We start from the raw sequence: 12,065 nt of genomic DNA on the forward strand, positions 1-12,065 counted from the left end.
AAATGGTTCCGGTTATCCCAGTAAAATCTGCATACAGACGTACACTATTCCGGTTTTCGGACGGGCCGTGATGCCCCCGCTCCCGCAGACGCTTGATATCTATCGCAAATCCTGTGTTTCACCTGGCAAAACAGCGATGCAGAATAATGCAGTCCGGCGGATTTTGTCGCGGGGCTGCGTCGAATCCGGTTTACCTCCGGCGGCATTCCTGAATAGCTGTGCCCCGTTGAGCGCCGAGGCCCGCCCGGTGCCAAAGCCACGAGGGAACCGCATGAACAGAAAACTCATCCTGTGCGACTGCCTTGGCAGCCATGCACCCGACCCCGATGTGCTTGGTCCGGTGACGGGTCTTGCCTGTCAGGGTGTGCTGACGGATGCCTGCGGAACAGAGGTCGGGGAAACAGCAAAGCTGATGGCGGAGGGTGATGTCGTCATTGCCTGCGCCCAGCAAGCCAGCTTTTTCAATGATCTGGCAGCGGAACTTGATGTATCACCTCCGGCATGCTTTGACCTGCGCGACCGCGCCGGGTGGAGCGATGAGGCCGGGGATGCGGGACCGAAGATGGCAGCGCTGGCGGCAGAAGCACTTTTGCCCGTGCCGTCCGAGAAAACCATTGATGTCATCTCGCAGGGCAGTTGTCTGATCCTCGGGCCGGCGGAAACAGCACTGGCCGCAGCCGCCGATCTGGCCGGCGCGCTGGCAGTAACGGTTCTGCTGGACGACCCCGCAGGAGCAGAACACGGATATGATTTCGATATCGTTTCCGGTAGGCTCGGGACGACGCGGGGCACTCTGGGACGGTTCAGTGTCCGTATGGATGCTTTCCGGCAGATGATCGCGGGCGGCCGCGGTGCACCCGACTGGACCGCGCCCCGCGATGGCGCGCGCACGGAATGCGATATTATACTCGATCTGACCGGCAACCCCCCGTTCTTTCCGGCGCATCATAAACGCGACGGCTACCTGCGGGCCGAGCCCGGCAACCCGCCCGCCGTCGCCCGGGCAGTTCTGGAAGCCTCACAGCTGACGGGCACTTTCGAAAAACCGCTTTACGTGCGGCTGGAAGAGCCGCTTTGTGCGCACTCAAGGGCCGGAAAACCCGCCTGCTCAAAATGTCTCGATGTCTGTCCCACCGGCGCGATCACCTCCGCCGGCGAGCACGTGGCCATCGACCCGCTGATCTGTGCCGGATGCGGTGCCTGCTCCGCGCTCTGCCCATCAGGCGCCATCAGCTATGATGCCCCGCCGGTCGCCACGGTGTTTTCGCGGCTGAACACCCTGGCTGCGACCTATCGCAAAAACGGCGGCACCGGCGCCCGCCTGCTGGTGCATGACGACAGCCATGGACGCGAGATGATCTCGCTGGCCGCCCGCTACGGGCGCGGCCTGCCTGCGCAGGTGATCCCGCTGGAAGTGACCGCTCTTGCCGGTTTCGGCCATGCGGAAATGCTGGCGGCCCTTGCCTGCGGGTTCACCGGGGTGATCATCCTGCCGGCGCCACGCACCGAAAGCGATGTGATTGCCAGTGAGATGGCGCTGGCCAATGCCATCGGCGGGAGCGCCTCGGTCACGCTGCTTGATGTGGCCGACCCCGACGCGCTGTATGACGCACTCTACAACAGCGCACTCTCCGCCACAGACCATGATCCGGCGCTGCCCATCGGCACCCGCCGCCAGGTCGCGCGTCTGGCAGGTAAGACGCTGCAGCCCGATGCTGAGATCGTGCCCCTGCCGGAGGGCGCGCCCTATGGCGCAGTGCTGGTGGATACCGATGCCTGCACGCTTTGTCTGGCCTGTGTGTCGCTCTGCCCATCGGGCGCGCTGGGGGATAACGAAGATCTGCCGCAGCTGCGCTTTCAGGAGGATGCCTGCCTGCAGTGCGGGCTCTGCGCGAATGTCTGCCCGGAAACAGCGATCACGCTGGAGCCGCGTCTCGATCTGACCGATGCGGCCTTCACGCAGAAGGTGCTGAAGGAAGAAGAACCTTTTGCCTGCGTCGAATGCGGCTCACTGTTCGGCACGAAATCAACCGTCGAGCGGATCATGGAAAAGCTGGCGGGCAACCATCATATGTTTGCCACGACAGAGGCCGCGCGGATGATTCAGATGTGCGACAACTGCCGCATTCAGGCGCAGTATCACTCTGAGAACAATCCGTTTTCCGGGGGCGAACGGCCAAAGATCCGAACCACGGACGACTACCTGAGCAAACGCAGGGATCACTGAAGTTGCAGCGGAGCCCCAAGATCAGCCGGCGCCATTTCCGAGACAAATGCGAGGATCGCTTCGAGATCCGGCAGGGTAATCTCGACGGGCACAATCGGCGGCGGCAGCGTCGGGTCGAAAGGCGCGGTGACGTCTTTGATCTGTGTGAAGCTGGGGTGCGGGTTCAGCAGGTGAAATGTCGCAAAGCGCGTGTCCCATTCCGGCAAGCCGCGCAGCACAGCAAAGGACGGCGTGGAGCCGAGCCCGTTCATGCGGTTCTTTTTGTTGATCACATGGCAGCGCCCGCAGTGCAGAAGCGAAAGCTTTTCGCCCGCGAGCGCATCGCCTTCGTAGACGGTTTCCTCTTCGACACGCGCCTTCGTGAGGTTAGCTGTGTAGCTTTCACCATCCGGCCCCGTATAGCTCTCGATGGTGCGTTTTCCGACATCCGACTGCAGCCATTCCAGAAAGCGTTCCGCGCGCGGGTCGCCACCGTGCGAAAAGCTCCAGCGCTGCGCCGGCCCCTCGAAAACCGGCCTGCCCTCCTCGCCGAAGGCCATTTCTGCGGCAGCCCCCGGGGACACGCGGGTGATCCGCACGCCGGTCTTAAGCGAGAACCGCGGCAGCAGGTGCTGTGCAAATCCGGACGCATCGAGCGCCTCGGGCACGGCCAGACGCAGGGGGCCGTCCTGCGCGGCCGGCGGCAGAGCCGCCAGATGCCATATCAGTACTGCGGCAATGAGACCTCGCATAACCCGTTTCCTTTCCCGCCTGCCCGGGCCTCAGCCTAGGCGCCCCGGCAATTCACCGTCAAGTTTCAAGATCATAAAAGGAGCAGACCCATGAGCGAAGACTTCAACATGTCGATGCGCAAATTTCTCAAGCAGGTGGGCGTGACCTCGCAGCAGGCCATCGAAGAGGCCATGCGCAACACACCCGGCACCGAGGGCAAAACCTTTGAGGCAAAGGTCGTGCTGACTGTCGACGGCCTTGATCTTGAGCATGTGGTCACAGGCCGCATCGCCGGCGACGGGCAGTCGTAAATGAGCACCACACGTGACGCGGTTCTGACCGCGCTGAAGACCATCACAGATCCGGTCAGCGACACCGACATCATGTCAGCAGGCCTTGTGAAGGCCCTGACGGTCAGTGACGACGGTGCCGTCCGGTTCGTGATGGAAGTGTCCCCCTCACAGGCTGAGCTTTACGGCCCCGTGCGCGAAGCCGCCGAACGGGCCGTGAAGGCGCTTGGCGCGCCTTCCGTTTCGGTCGTTATGACGGCGCACAGCGCGCCCGCCGCCCCGCCCGATCTCAAACCGCAGCGCAAGGCCGAGCCCTCCGGACCGCAAAAAGTCCCCGGCGTGGACAGGATCCTGGCGATCGCCTCGGGCAAGGGCGGCGTGGGCAAGTCCACCGTTGCTTCCAATCTCGCCTGTGCGCTTGCCGCCGAAGGCCGGCGCGTCGGGCTTCTTGATGCGGATGTCTACGGCCCTTCGCAGCCGCGCATGCTGGGCGTTTCAGGCCGTCCCGCCTCGCCTGATGGCAAAACCATACTGCCGATGCGCAACTTCGGTGTCACGATGATGTCGATCGGCCTGATGACAAACGATGATCAGGCCACGGTCTGGCGCGGGCCGATGCTGATGGGCGCGTTGCAGCAGATGATGACGCAGGTGCAGTGGGGCGCGCTCGATGTGCTGATCGTTGATCTGCCGCCCGGCACCGGCGACGTGCAGATGACCCTTTCGCAAAAGTTCCACGTGGACGGCGTGGTTGTGGTCTCCACCCCGCAGGATGTGGCGCTGATTGATGCGCGTAAAGGCATCGATATGTTCAATCAGCTGAAAACGCCGATTCTGGGCATGATTGAAAACATGTCGACGCATATCTGCTCGAACTGCGGACATGAGGAACATGTCTTCGGCCATGGCGGGGTAGCGGCAGAAGCGCAGAAGATCGGTGTGCCGCTGCTTGCCGAGATCCCGCTGCATCTCGACATCCGGCTCGCGGCCGACGGTGGTGCGCCGGTGGTGATCTCAAAGCCCGACAGCCCTCAGGCGGACGCGTTTCGCGCGGTGGCACGGCAGCTTGTGGCCGACGGAAAGGCATGAGCGGGCCGCAGTTTCCCCCGCTTTTTACCGCCATGGCAACCGCCGGTGCTGATCCGCTCGCGGCGGCCTGTGCCGAGGCGCGCAAAGGCTGCGATGCAGGCCTTGTGACCTGGGATATCTCGCCTGCCCTGCTGCGGGCAGCCATCGTTCTGGCGCCTGAAGTGCCGTTGCGCGAAGCGATGATCATGCTGCCGGTGTGTGGCATCGGTTTTCAGAACGCGCTCGGCGCGCTCGCCCCGCCGGAAGTCAGCGTGCATCTCGGCTGGTCGGGGGCGCTTCTGGTGAACGGCGGGACCTGCGGGCAGCTGACTCCGGTGGCGTCCGCGAAAGACCCCGATGCAGAACCCGACTGGCTGGTGATCGGGCTTGAAGTGACGCTGAGCCGCGAGGAAGAGGACACCGGGCTGACACCCGACGAGACAGATCTTTTCACCGAGGGCTGCTCAGAAATCGAGGCCGCGGACCTGCTGGAGGCCTGGGTGCGGCACACGCTCGTCTGGATCAACCGCTGGTCAGAGGACGGCACGCGCCCGGTTCACAGCGAATGGCAGGGCCTCGCACAGGGGCTGAACGAAGAGACCACCGCAGAGGGGCACACCGGCACCTTCCTTGGTGTCGATGAAAGCTTCGGAATGCTCTTGCAGAGCGGCGAGAGCACCACCATCATACCCCTGACGACAACACTGCGGGACATTCCATGAAACTGGCACGGGCCATTCATTTCGACGACAGCGACACGCGCGTTTTCCACAACCCTGCCCGTACGGGCGAGTGGTGTATTTCGGGCGGATTTGAGTTTTCCAACTGGACGGAGGGCGATCTGGTGGGCAAGGCAAAGCAGGCCTTTACCAACGGCTGGATGGGCGTGGAGACCTTTGGCCGTTCGAGTTTTGTCGCGGTTACGCAGATCGAAGAGTATGAGCGCGCAGCACTTGCCGGTGCTCTGGCCCGGCATTTTGTCGAGATCTACGGCGCACCCGATGAGGTGGCGGCGATGGGGGTTGCCGAAGAAGAGATCGCGCAGATGATTGAGCTCTGCGAAGATCATGCGCCCAACTCCCTGCTGACCGTCACCCGTGAATTAACAGACGCGGGCGTGCGCGAAAGCTACCGGATGATTGAGCCGCAGGATGCGGGCATTGAACAGTTCGCGGTCCACGGCTCGCTCGATGAAGAGCCGCACCAGCACTGAGCTCTATTCCGGTTTCGCGTTGAAGGTAAAAAGCGTCTCACCACCAATTGTGTAGCTGTTAATCAGCTCCTGCGCACGTGCACCCGTCAGCCAGTTTTCCAGCGTTACCGCCAGATCATTGCGCACGTGAGCATGCTTTTCAGGGCTTACGGGGATGAAAGCGTATTGATTAAAGAGCTTCGGATCGCCCGAAAAAAGCAGCGTCAGACCGGCTTTATTCCCAAAGTTGAGCCAGCTTGCCCGGTCCGCCAGGATATAGGCATCAAGGCCTGCTGCCGTATTCAGGCTCGCGCCCATGCCGGCACCTACCGCGCGGTACCAGGGATCGAACGTCGCCGGATCAATCCCTGCTTCCGCCCAGAGCGCCAGTTCCTTTTTATGGGTGCCGCTGTCATCGCCGCGGCTGACAAAGGCGGGTTTCTCCGCGCCGATCTTCTGCAGCGCTCCGGCCACCGTCGCGGCCTGCGCGATACCCGCCGGATCATCCTGCGGCCCGATAATCACGAAATCATTATACATGATTTCCCGCCGGTATGTGCCTGAACCCTCAGCAACAAATGCCTCTTCGGCCTTGCGCGAATGCACCAGAATTGCGTCCACATCACCCGCCTGCCCCAGCCGCAGCGCCTGGCCTGTACCAACCACCAGAAGCTGCACATCAAGCCCGGTGTCTTCTTTGATGGCCGGCAGCAGGATCTGCGACAGCCCGGAATTTTCAAAGGAGGTGGTCACCGCCACTCTGATCTCTTCGGCGGTGGCTGCCGTGCTCAGCATCAGGGCCGTGGCGACGGCCAGAAAATGTCGTATCATCCGATGATATCCCCTCGTAAAAACGCCGCCAGTTCGGCACAGGCCGGCGCGTCGAAAATCCCCGGTGCCGCGCCCTGTTCGCGGATGGTGCCATGCAACATAAAGATCACGTCCTGTGCAAGCCTGCGTGCCTGGCCCAGATCATGCGTGGTCATAATAATCCGTGTGCCGGTGCCGAGCGCTTCGGTCAGCAGGCTTTCGATATCCCGGGTCGAGGCGCCGTCAAGGCTCGCGCAGGGTTCATCAAGAAAGAGCACCTGCGGGTTGCGGATCAGTGCCCGCGCCAGCGCCAGTTTCTGTTTTTCACCGCCGGACAGACGCGTGGCCTGAAGCTTCATCCGGTCCTGCAGACCGATGCGCGCACCCCAGTTTACAACCTTTTCGGTGATTTCCGCTGTCGGCGCGCCAACAAGCTGCAGCGGATAGCGCAGATTGTCCGCGACCGTACGGCGCAGCATGATGGGTGTCTGAAAAACATAGGCCTGATGGTGCCGGGCCTCTGCCTGCGGCACCGCCCATGTGATCCGGCCTGCGCTCAGTCTTTCCACCCCGTGCATGACCCGGAGCAGCGTCGTCTTGCCACTGCCGTTGGGGCCGAGGATCATGGTCAGCCCGCCGGGCCCGAGCTCCGCAGAAACCGGGCCGATCAGTCGTTTACCGCGGCGGCGCACAAAGACATCCTGAAGCGTCAGAGGCAGAACCGTGCTCACCATCTGCCCTCACTCTCGGTGCGTGACAGCCAGTGAATGGCGATGTTGATCCCGATGGCAAGCGTGATCAGCACAAACCCAAGGGCCAGCGCCAGGGCAAAATCGCCCTTGCCGGTTTCCAGTGCGATCGCCGTGGTCAGCACGCGCGTCGCGTTTTCGATATTGCCGCCAACGATCATGATGGCGCCAACCTCTCCGATCGCGCGGCCAAATCCGGCGAGAGCGGCGGTCAGCAGGTTGCGCCGGCCATCCCAGATCAGCGTGCGGATGCGCTGTCCCTGCGAAGTGTTCAGTGAAATCAGCAGGTCATGGTATTCCGCCCAGAGCTCGCGCATGGCCTGATGCGTCACCGATGCAATCAGCGGCGTGATGATGACCACCTGCGCGATGATCATGGCCGTGGGCGTAAAGAGCAGGCCCAGCACCCCGAACGGCCCTGAGCGCGACAACAGGATATAGACGATGAGCCCCACCACCACCGGTGGCAACCCCATCAGCGCGTTCAGCAGCGAGATCGTAAGGCGCCGGTAGCGAAAGCGCCGGATCGCGAGAAACGTGCCCAGTGGCAGCGCAATCGCCGAGGCAATCAGCAGCGCCGTCAGGCTGACCTGCAGCGAGCGCAGGCTGATCTGCATGAGCTCCGGATCAAGGGTAACCATCAGCCAGAAGGCGGAAACCAGACCGTCATAGATATCGCTCATAGCTCAGGTCTGTCCGCGCCGGTGCATCTGCTGTTGAAAGTGGTTTCAGACCTATGTCAATCCGGCGCTCTGCGCAATCGCCGGGATGCGGGAGGCTCAGTCGTCGTCGGCGTTTCTGCGGGCGGGCAGACGGTCAAAGAGCTTCTGCGCCAGCGTCAGGACCACAAAGACGCCGACCGCCCAGATCAGCAGGCTGTAGGGTGCGGCTTTCGTGCCCCGCAGCCATCGCGCAACGAGATCCCCCTGCGGGTGCAGCGCTTCGATACCGAAGAGCCCCGGACGGGACCAGAGCGACCAGTTCCAGAACCCCGAGAGATAGAGCAGCACCGCCGCCAGAAAGGCCACGATAACCAGTGTGATGACCCGGCGCATCAGTCTGCCCGCTCCAGCGTCGCAGGATCAATCGCCAGTACCAGCAGATCGCCGCGCCGCGCCACTTCTCCCTCAACGGTTACGAACTGAGCAACCCAGTGATAGGCTTCTGCCGGCAGCTTCGTGCCCCCGGGGCCGGTAATCAGCAGGAACGCGTGCCCCTCTACCGGTTGCGTGGTGACGAAAACCGGCGGGATATCCCCCAGGAGGCACAGATTGGCACAGGCCTTGTGGGCGATCCCGCGCCCCGGCCGCATTGCCCCGGCGAGGCATTTGCCGTCACAGATCTCACCGGCCAGACGCCACCGTCCCAGCGGTTCGGTCGTCATCTCCGGAGCGGCACCTTCAGCCGCGGAGAGCCCGTTCTGCCCGCCTCTGAGCTGCATCATCTCAAGATCCCCGCGGTCGAGGATGACACCGGAGGCCGTTGCGAGCTGCCCTTCGAGGGGTGCTGCACGGGCATCGACGCTGGTCTTACCCTGCCCGGCCAGCATCAGGGTCTGCCCCACCGCCACATGTTCGCTGCCCTGCGTGACCCGCAGCACCGGATAGGGGGTGAGCTCCACGACGCCGGTCACCGTCTGGCGTCCGTAATCAAAGCGGAATGCCCCCTCGCCCGGGTCATCCTGCGCCGTTCCAAGGGCGAGGCCCAGCCCGGCAAGGCCCGGGACAAAGATCACACAGACTACCAGCAGAAACGCCCGCAGCGCGCGGGGTACCGGCAGGTAGCCGACAAAGAACGGCTTGTCAGGATCGCTCATACGCCCGCCTCCGCTGTTCCCGAACCGGACACCGGCACAGGTTCGACGGGCGTGCCCGGCGGGTTGGCTCTGGGGTCCACCTGCACCGTGCTGCCCGAAAGGCGCAGCGCATAGGTGGGAACTTTTTCAGTGAATGGCGCAGGCGACCGGCCGGTTCTGACGTCATACTGAAACCCGTGCCAGGGACAGGTCACCAGACAGTCGATGATCCGGCCCTCGCCCAGCGGTCCGTTCTGGTGAGCGCAGGCGTTTGAAATGGCGCTGAGCCTTCCCTCGTGCAGAAAGACCGCAACCCGGTCGCCCTCCGGCAGCAGCCGGATTTTCGCAAAGCCCTCGCGCATTTGCGACAGGTCGCAGATGTCGATCCACTCAGCGGTGTCGGCGGCAGGTGCAGGCGCGCGCCGCCGCTCGGCCAGAGCCGCCACCAGATGCAGCCCGCCGACCGCCGTGGCACCGGCCAGAAAGATCGCGGTGAACACATGGTTCTGCTGGTCCTGCAGAACCCCGAAAGACACATGCGCCACGACCGAAAGATAGGCGGGATAAATCAGGTAATGGATACGCTTCCAGACCGGTGGCGTGAGGAATTTCATCCAGAAATCATGGCTCGTCGCGGCGAGAATGATCAGCACGATCAGCGCGAAAATGCCAAAAGCCTCAAAGGGAAAGCCCTGCAGCTGCCCGTAGGAAGTATTGGCAAACAAAAGCGCCTCGTATTTGTCGGACATCGAAAAAGCAAAGTACCAGTCGACGATATAGGAGGCATGGGTCAGCGCCACGAAGACGGTCATCACGCCGAAATGTCTGCGGTTATAGAGAAGCGGCAGGAACCGGGTGTCGAGCCGGGCAAGCGGCCCGATGCACAGGATCACCGTCAGCATGACAAAGGCGCAGGCACCGAACGCCCGCGCGTTATGCACCTGCGGGTTGATCGGGCGTTCGTGGCTCAGCAGGCCGGGGGCTGCATAGAGGAAAACATAGAGAAAGAGCGCCACCCCGCACAGCATGACCAGATCGTAGAGGTATTTGTTACTGTTCCACTGAACGGGGATGTATTTGACGCTCACTGGCTGACCTCCGCAGGGGAGCTGAGACGTTCGGGCGCAATATCTGCGGGCCATGTCTGGCGCACCGTGAGGCCCGCGAGGATAATGAGCGCGATGCCCGCCGGCAGGATGAACCCCGCGGCCAGATGCGATCTGCGCGGCGGGTCATAGCGGCGTTGCCAGACCTCGCGCCCGCTCTCGTACACATACCAGCGCCACAGAACGAGCGGCCAGATCACCATCACCCCGGGGATGAGCAGCGGACGGAACACATATGCGCCCTGCGCGTCTTCGTCGATGCGGTCCATGCCGAAGGTAAGAAAGACCGCCGCCACCAGCGCGCCAAAAATCAGCCAGGCCCGCAGCCCCGTAAGGATGATTTCAGCCTCATTCATGCGGCACCGCCAAAGGCCACACCAGAGATCTCCGCCATGTCTTTTTTCCAGGTGGTCAGATCGTCGTGACAGAATTTATTCAGATGATCATGCCCGCAGGCCCGCGCCATGACCTGCATGAGCCCGGTCGAGGCTGCAAAGAAATTCGCCAGCTGGCGGGCGGATTTTTCCACAACGATGCGGCTGACCAGATGTGGTTTCTGCGTGGCGATGCCAACCGGGCAGTTGTTGGTGTGACAGGCGCGCATCGCGAGGCACCCGATCGCCTGCATGGCACTGTTGGAGACGGCTATGGCATCCGCCCCGAGCGCCATCGCCTTGATGAAATCAGCAGGTTTGCGCAGCCCGCCGGTGATCACCAGCGAAATATCCGCGCGTTCCAGCCGGTCGAGATGCGCGCGCGCGCGGGCCAGGGCTGGGATCGTCGGCACCGAGATATTGTCGCGGAAGATGATCGGGGCCGCCCCCGTCCCGCCGCCGCGCCCGTCGAGGATGATGTAATCGACCCCAACCTCAAGGGCTGCGTCGATGTCGCGTTCGATGTGCTGTGCGCTCAGTTTGTAGCCCACGGGAATACCGCCGGTGCGGTCGCGGACTTCGTCGGCGAAATCGCGGATCTGCGCGGGATCGGTCCAGTCGGGGAAGCGTGCGGGCGATACTGCATCTTCGCCTTCTTTCAGACCGCGGACTTCGGCAATTTTGCCCTGCACCTTTGCACCCGGCAGATGCCCGCCGGTGCCGGTTTTGGCCCCCTGCCCGCCTTTGAAATGAAACGCCTGTACCTTCGAAAGTTTCTCCCATTCAAAGCCGAACCGCGCCGAGGCCAGTTCATAGAAATAGCGGCTGTTGGCTTCCTGCTCGCCCGGAAGCATGCCGCCCTCGCCCGAACAGATGCCTGTGCCGGCCAGTTCGGCGCCGCGCGCGAGTGCGATCTTGGCGGGCTCAGACAACGCCCCGAAAGACATATCCGACACAAAGAGCGGGATCTTCAGCCGCAGCGGTTTCTGCGCGTTCGGTCCGATCACCACCTCGGTGCCAACCTCTGCGTCATCAAGAAGCGGCGGTTTCGCAAGCTGTGCCGTCAGGATCTGGATATCGTCCCAGTCAGGCAGTTCAGCACGCAGCACGCCCATCGCATCGACCTGCCCGTGGTGGCCGGATCTGCTCAACCCGTCGCGGGCATAGCTCTGGATCAGCCCGGTATAAGGCTCGCCGGTGTCCCCATGGCTCGGGTCGGCGTAAAGCCCCAGATAAGCGTCGCGGTTATAGGGCTGCGGATTGTCGAAGCCCCACTGATTAATCTCATCAGCGTCGACCATCACCTGGCCGTCCTCGACCCAGGAATTAAACTTCGGCAGTACCTCGTCATTGGCATAGGCAGAAACTCCGCTGTCGAGCCGGTAGTCCCAGTTGTGCACACCACAGATCAGGTCTTTACCGCGCACATGCCCGTCCGACATCAGCGCGCCGCGGTGCAGGCAGCGTCCGTAAAAAACCGATATCTCCTCATCAAAGCGGACAACCACAAGATCCACCTCGCCGACGATGGCGTACTGCGGGTCACGGTCGGGCAAGGTGTCGAGGCGGGCGACAGTCTGAGGCGTCATAGGGTCCCTTTCGGTATTCCTGTTCCGGCAGACTTTGTTACCCCCCGGCCTTTGCAGACTGCGCCAGCGACAGGCCGGGGCCAAATCACTTTTTCGGATTCTCATCCAGGGCGCCGCTTTTTACAGCCCTTTGGTTTAATGACTCCACCGCAGC

Annotated in this window: 14 protein-coding genes; 5 read left to right on the top strand and 9 right to left on the bottom strand. The window is 62.6% G+C overall.

Going from position 1 to position 12,065, the window contains the following annotated elements; translation table 11 throughout:
* The first annotated feature begins 271 nt into the window (after positions 1-271).
* Positions 272-2,227 carry a 4Fe-4S binding protein gene (locus G3256_RS11630; protein WP_169640975.1) on the top strand — a complete coding sequence of 652 codons (1,956 nt, stop codon included), beginning with the start codon at positions 272-274 and terminating at the stop codon, positions 2,225-2,227.
* Here G3256_RS11630 and G3256_RS11635 read toward each other — a convergent pair.
* A complete protein-coding gene (locus tag G3256_RS11635) occupies positions 2,221-2,958 on the bottom strand; it encodes a hypothetical protein (protein ID WP_169640976.1) in 738 nt (245 codons plus the stop codon). The genes G3256_RS11630 and G3256_RS11635 overlap by 7 nt on opposite strands.
* Before the next feature lie 90 nt (positions 2,959-3,048).
* On the opposite strand from G3256_RS11635, the gene G3256_RS11640 reads away from it, so the two are divergent.
* From G3256_RS11640 to G3256_RS11655, 4 genes are read left to right on the top strand one after another with little or no spacing between them, the layout of a single operon-like run.
* Positions 3,049-3,249 carry a DUF6494 family protein gene (locus tag G3256_RS11640; protein ID WP_169640977.1) on the top strand — a complete coding sequence of 67 codons (201 nt, stop codon included), beginning with the start codon at positions 3,049-3,051 and terminating at the stop codon, positions 3,247-3,249.
* Positions 3,250-4,317, top strand: a complete 1,068-nt coding sequence (locus G3256_RS11645) for an Mrp/NBP35 family ATP-binding protein (protein WP_169640978.1) — start codon at positions 3,250-3,252, stop codon at positions 4,315-4,317.
* A complete protein-coding gene (locus tag G3256_RS11650; protein ID WP_169640979.1) occupies positions 4,314-5,018 on the top strand; it encodes a biotin/lipoate--protein ligase family protein in 705 nt (234 codons plus the stop codon). The genes G3256_RS11645 and G3256_RS11650 overlap by 4 nt, the downstream gene beginning before the upstream one ends.
* Positions 5,015-5,509 carry a DUF6505 family protein gene (locus tag G3256_RS11655; RefSeq protein ID WP_169640980.1) on the top strand — a complete coding sequence of 165 codons (495 nt, stop codon included), beginning with the start codon at positions 5,015-5,017 and terminating at the stop codon, positions 5,507-5,509. Before G3256_RS11650 ends, G3256_RS11655 begins: the two co-directional genes overlap by 4 nt.
* Before the next feature lie 3 nt (positions 5,510-5,512).
* On the opposite strand, the gene G3256_RS11660 is transcribed toward G3256_RS11655, so the two are convergent.
* From G3256_RS11660 to G3256_RS11695, 8 genes are all read right to left on the bottom strand, one after another.
* Complete coding sequence (locus tag G3256_RS11660; protein ID WP_169640981.1) at positions 5,513-6,319, bottom strand: ABC transporter substrate-binding protein; 807 nt, start codon at positions 6,317-6,319, stop codon at positions 5,513-5,515.
* Entirely contained in the window at positions 6,316-7,032 is a 717-nt protein-coding gene (locus tag G3256_RS11665; RefSeq protein ID WP_169640982.1) for an ATP-binding cassette domain-containing protein, read from the bottom strand. The genes G3256_RS11660 and G3256_RS11665 overlap by 4 nt, the downstream gene beginning before the upstream one ends.
* Positions 7,026-7,730, bottom strand: a complete 705-nt coding sequence (locus G3256_RS11670; protein WP_169640983.1) for an ABC transporter permease — start codon at positions 7,728-7,730, stop codon at positions 7,026-7,028. Before G3256_RS11670 ends, G3256_RS11665 begins: the two co-directional genes overlap by 7 nt.
* A gap of 96 nt (positions 7,731-7,826) precedes the next feature.
* Complete coding sequence (locus G3256_RS11675) at positions 7,827-8,102, bottom strand: hypothetical protein (protein WP_169640984.1); 276 nt, start codon at positions 8,100-8,102, stop codon at positions 7,827-7,829.
* Positions 8,102-8,863 (bottom strand): hypothetical protein, encoded by a 762-nt coding sequence (locus G3256_RS11680; RefSeq protein WP_169640985.1) that lies wholly within the window; start codon positions 8,861-8,863, stop codon positions 8,102-8,104. Before G3256_RS11680 ends, G3256_RS11675 begins: the two co-directional genes overlap by 1 nt.
* Positions 8,860-9,930 (bottom strand): Rieske 2Fe-2S domain-containing protein, encoded by a 1,071-nt coding sequence (locus tag G3256_RS11685; RefSeq protein ID WP_169640986.1) that lies wholly within the window; start codon positions 9,928-9,930, stop codon positions 8,860-8,862. Before G3256_RS11685 ends, G3256_RS11680 begins: the two co-directional genes overlap by 4 nt.
* Positions 9,927-10,304 carry a hypothetical protein gene (locus G3256_RS11690; protein ID WP_169640987.1) on the bottom strand — a complete coding sequence of 126 codons (378 nt, stop codon included), beginning with the start codon at positions 10,302-10,304 and terminating at the stop codon, positions 9,927-9,929. Before G3256_RS11690 ends, G3256_RS11685 begins: the two co-directional genes overlap by 4 nt.
* Positions 10,301-11,911, bottom strand: a complete 1,611-nt coding sequence (locus G3256_RS11695) for a glutamate synthase-related protein (protein ID WP_169640988.1) — start codon at positions 11,909-11,911, stop codon at positions 10,301-10,303. Before G3256_RS11695 ends, G3256_RS11690 begins: the two co-directional genes overlap by 4 nt.
* Between the last annotated feature and the right edge of the window lie 154 nt (positions 11,912-12,065).

The organism is Roseobacter ponti, assembly GCF_012932215.1.
GTDB lineage: Bacteria > Pseudomonadota > Alphaproteobacteria > Rhodobacterales > Rhodobacteraceae > Roseobacter > Roseobacter ponti.

What these genes read in the sequence shown, in the direction of transcription:
- G3256_RS11630 (WP_169640975.1), top strand. Translation starts at nt 272, where the DNA reads ATGAACAGAAAACTCATCCTGTGCGACTGCCTTGGCAGCCATGCACCC.
- G3256_RS11635 (WP_169640976.1), bottom strand. Translation starts at nt 2,958, where the DNA reads ATGCGAGGTCTCATTGCCGCAGTACTGATATGGCATCTGGCGGCTCTG.
- G3256_RS11640 (WP_169640977.1), top strand. Translation starts at nt 3,049, where the DNA reads ATGAGCGAAGACTTCAACATGTCGATGCGCAAATTTCTCAAGCAGGTG.
- G3256_RS11645 (WP_169640978.1), top strand. Translation starts at nt 3,250, where the DNA reads ATGAGCACCACACGTGACGCGGTTCTGACCGCGCTGAAGACCATCACA.
- G3256_RS11650 (WP_169640979.1), top strand. Translation starts at nt 4,314, where the DNA reads ATGAGCGGGCCGCAGTTTCCCCCGCTTTTTACCGCCATGGCAACCGCC.
- G3256_RS11655 (WP_169640980.1), top strand. Translation starts at nt 5,015, where the DNA reads ATGAAACTGGCACGGGCCATTCATTTCGACGACAGCGACACGCGCGTT.
- G3256_RS11660 (WP_169640981.1), bottom strand. Translation starts at nt 6,319, where the DNA reads ATGATACGACATTTTCTGGCCGTCGCCACGGCCCTGATGCTGAGCACG.
- G3256_RS11665 (WP_169640982.1), bottom strand. Translation starts at nt 7,032, where the DNA reads ATGGTGAGCACGGTTCTGCCTCTGACGCTTCAGGATGTCTTTGTGCGC.
- G3256_RS11670 (WP_169640983.1), bottom strand. Translation starts at nt 7,730, where the DNA reads ATGAGCGATATCTATGACGGTCTGGTTTCCGCCTTCTGGCTGATGGTT.
- G3256_RS11675 (WP_169640984.1), bottom strand. Translation starts at nt 8,102, where the DNA reads ATGCGCCGGGTCATCACACTGGTTATCGTGGCCTTTCTGGCGGCGGTG.
- G3256_RS11680 (WP_169640985.1), bottom strand. Translation starts at nt 8,863, where the DNA reads ATGAGCGATCCTGACAAGCCGTTCTTTGTCGGCTACCTGCCGGTACCC.
- G3256_RS11690 (WP_169640987.1), bottom strand. Translation starts at nt 10,304, where the DNA reads ATGAATGAGGCTGAAATCATCCTTACGGGGCTGCGGGCCTGGCTGATT.
- G3256_RS11695 (WP_169640988.1), bottom strand. Translation starts at nt 11,911, where the DNA reads ATGACGCCTCAGACTGTCGCCCGCCTCGACACCTTGCCCGACCGTGAC.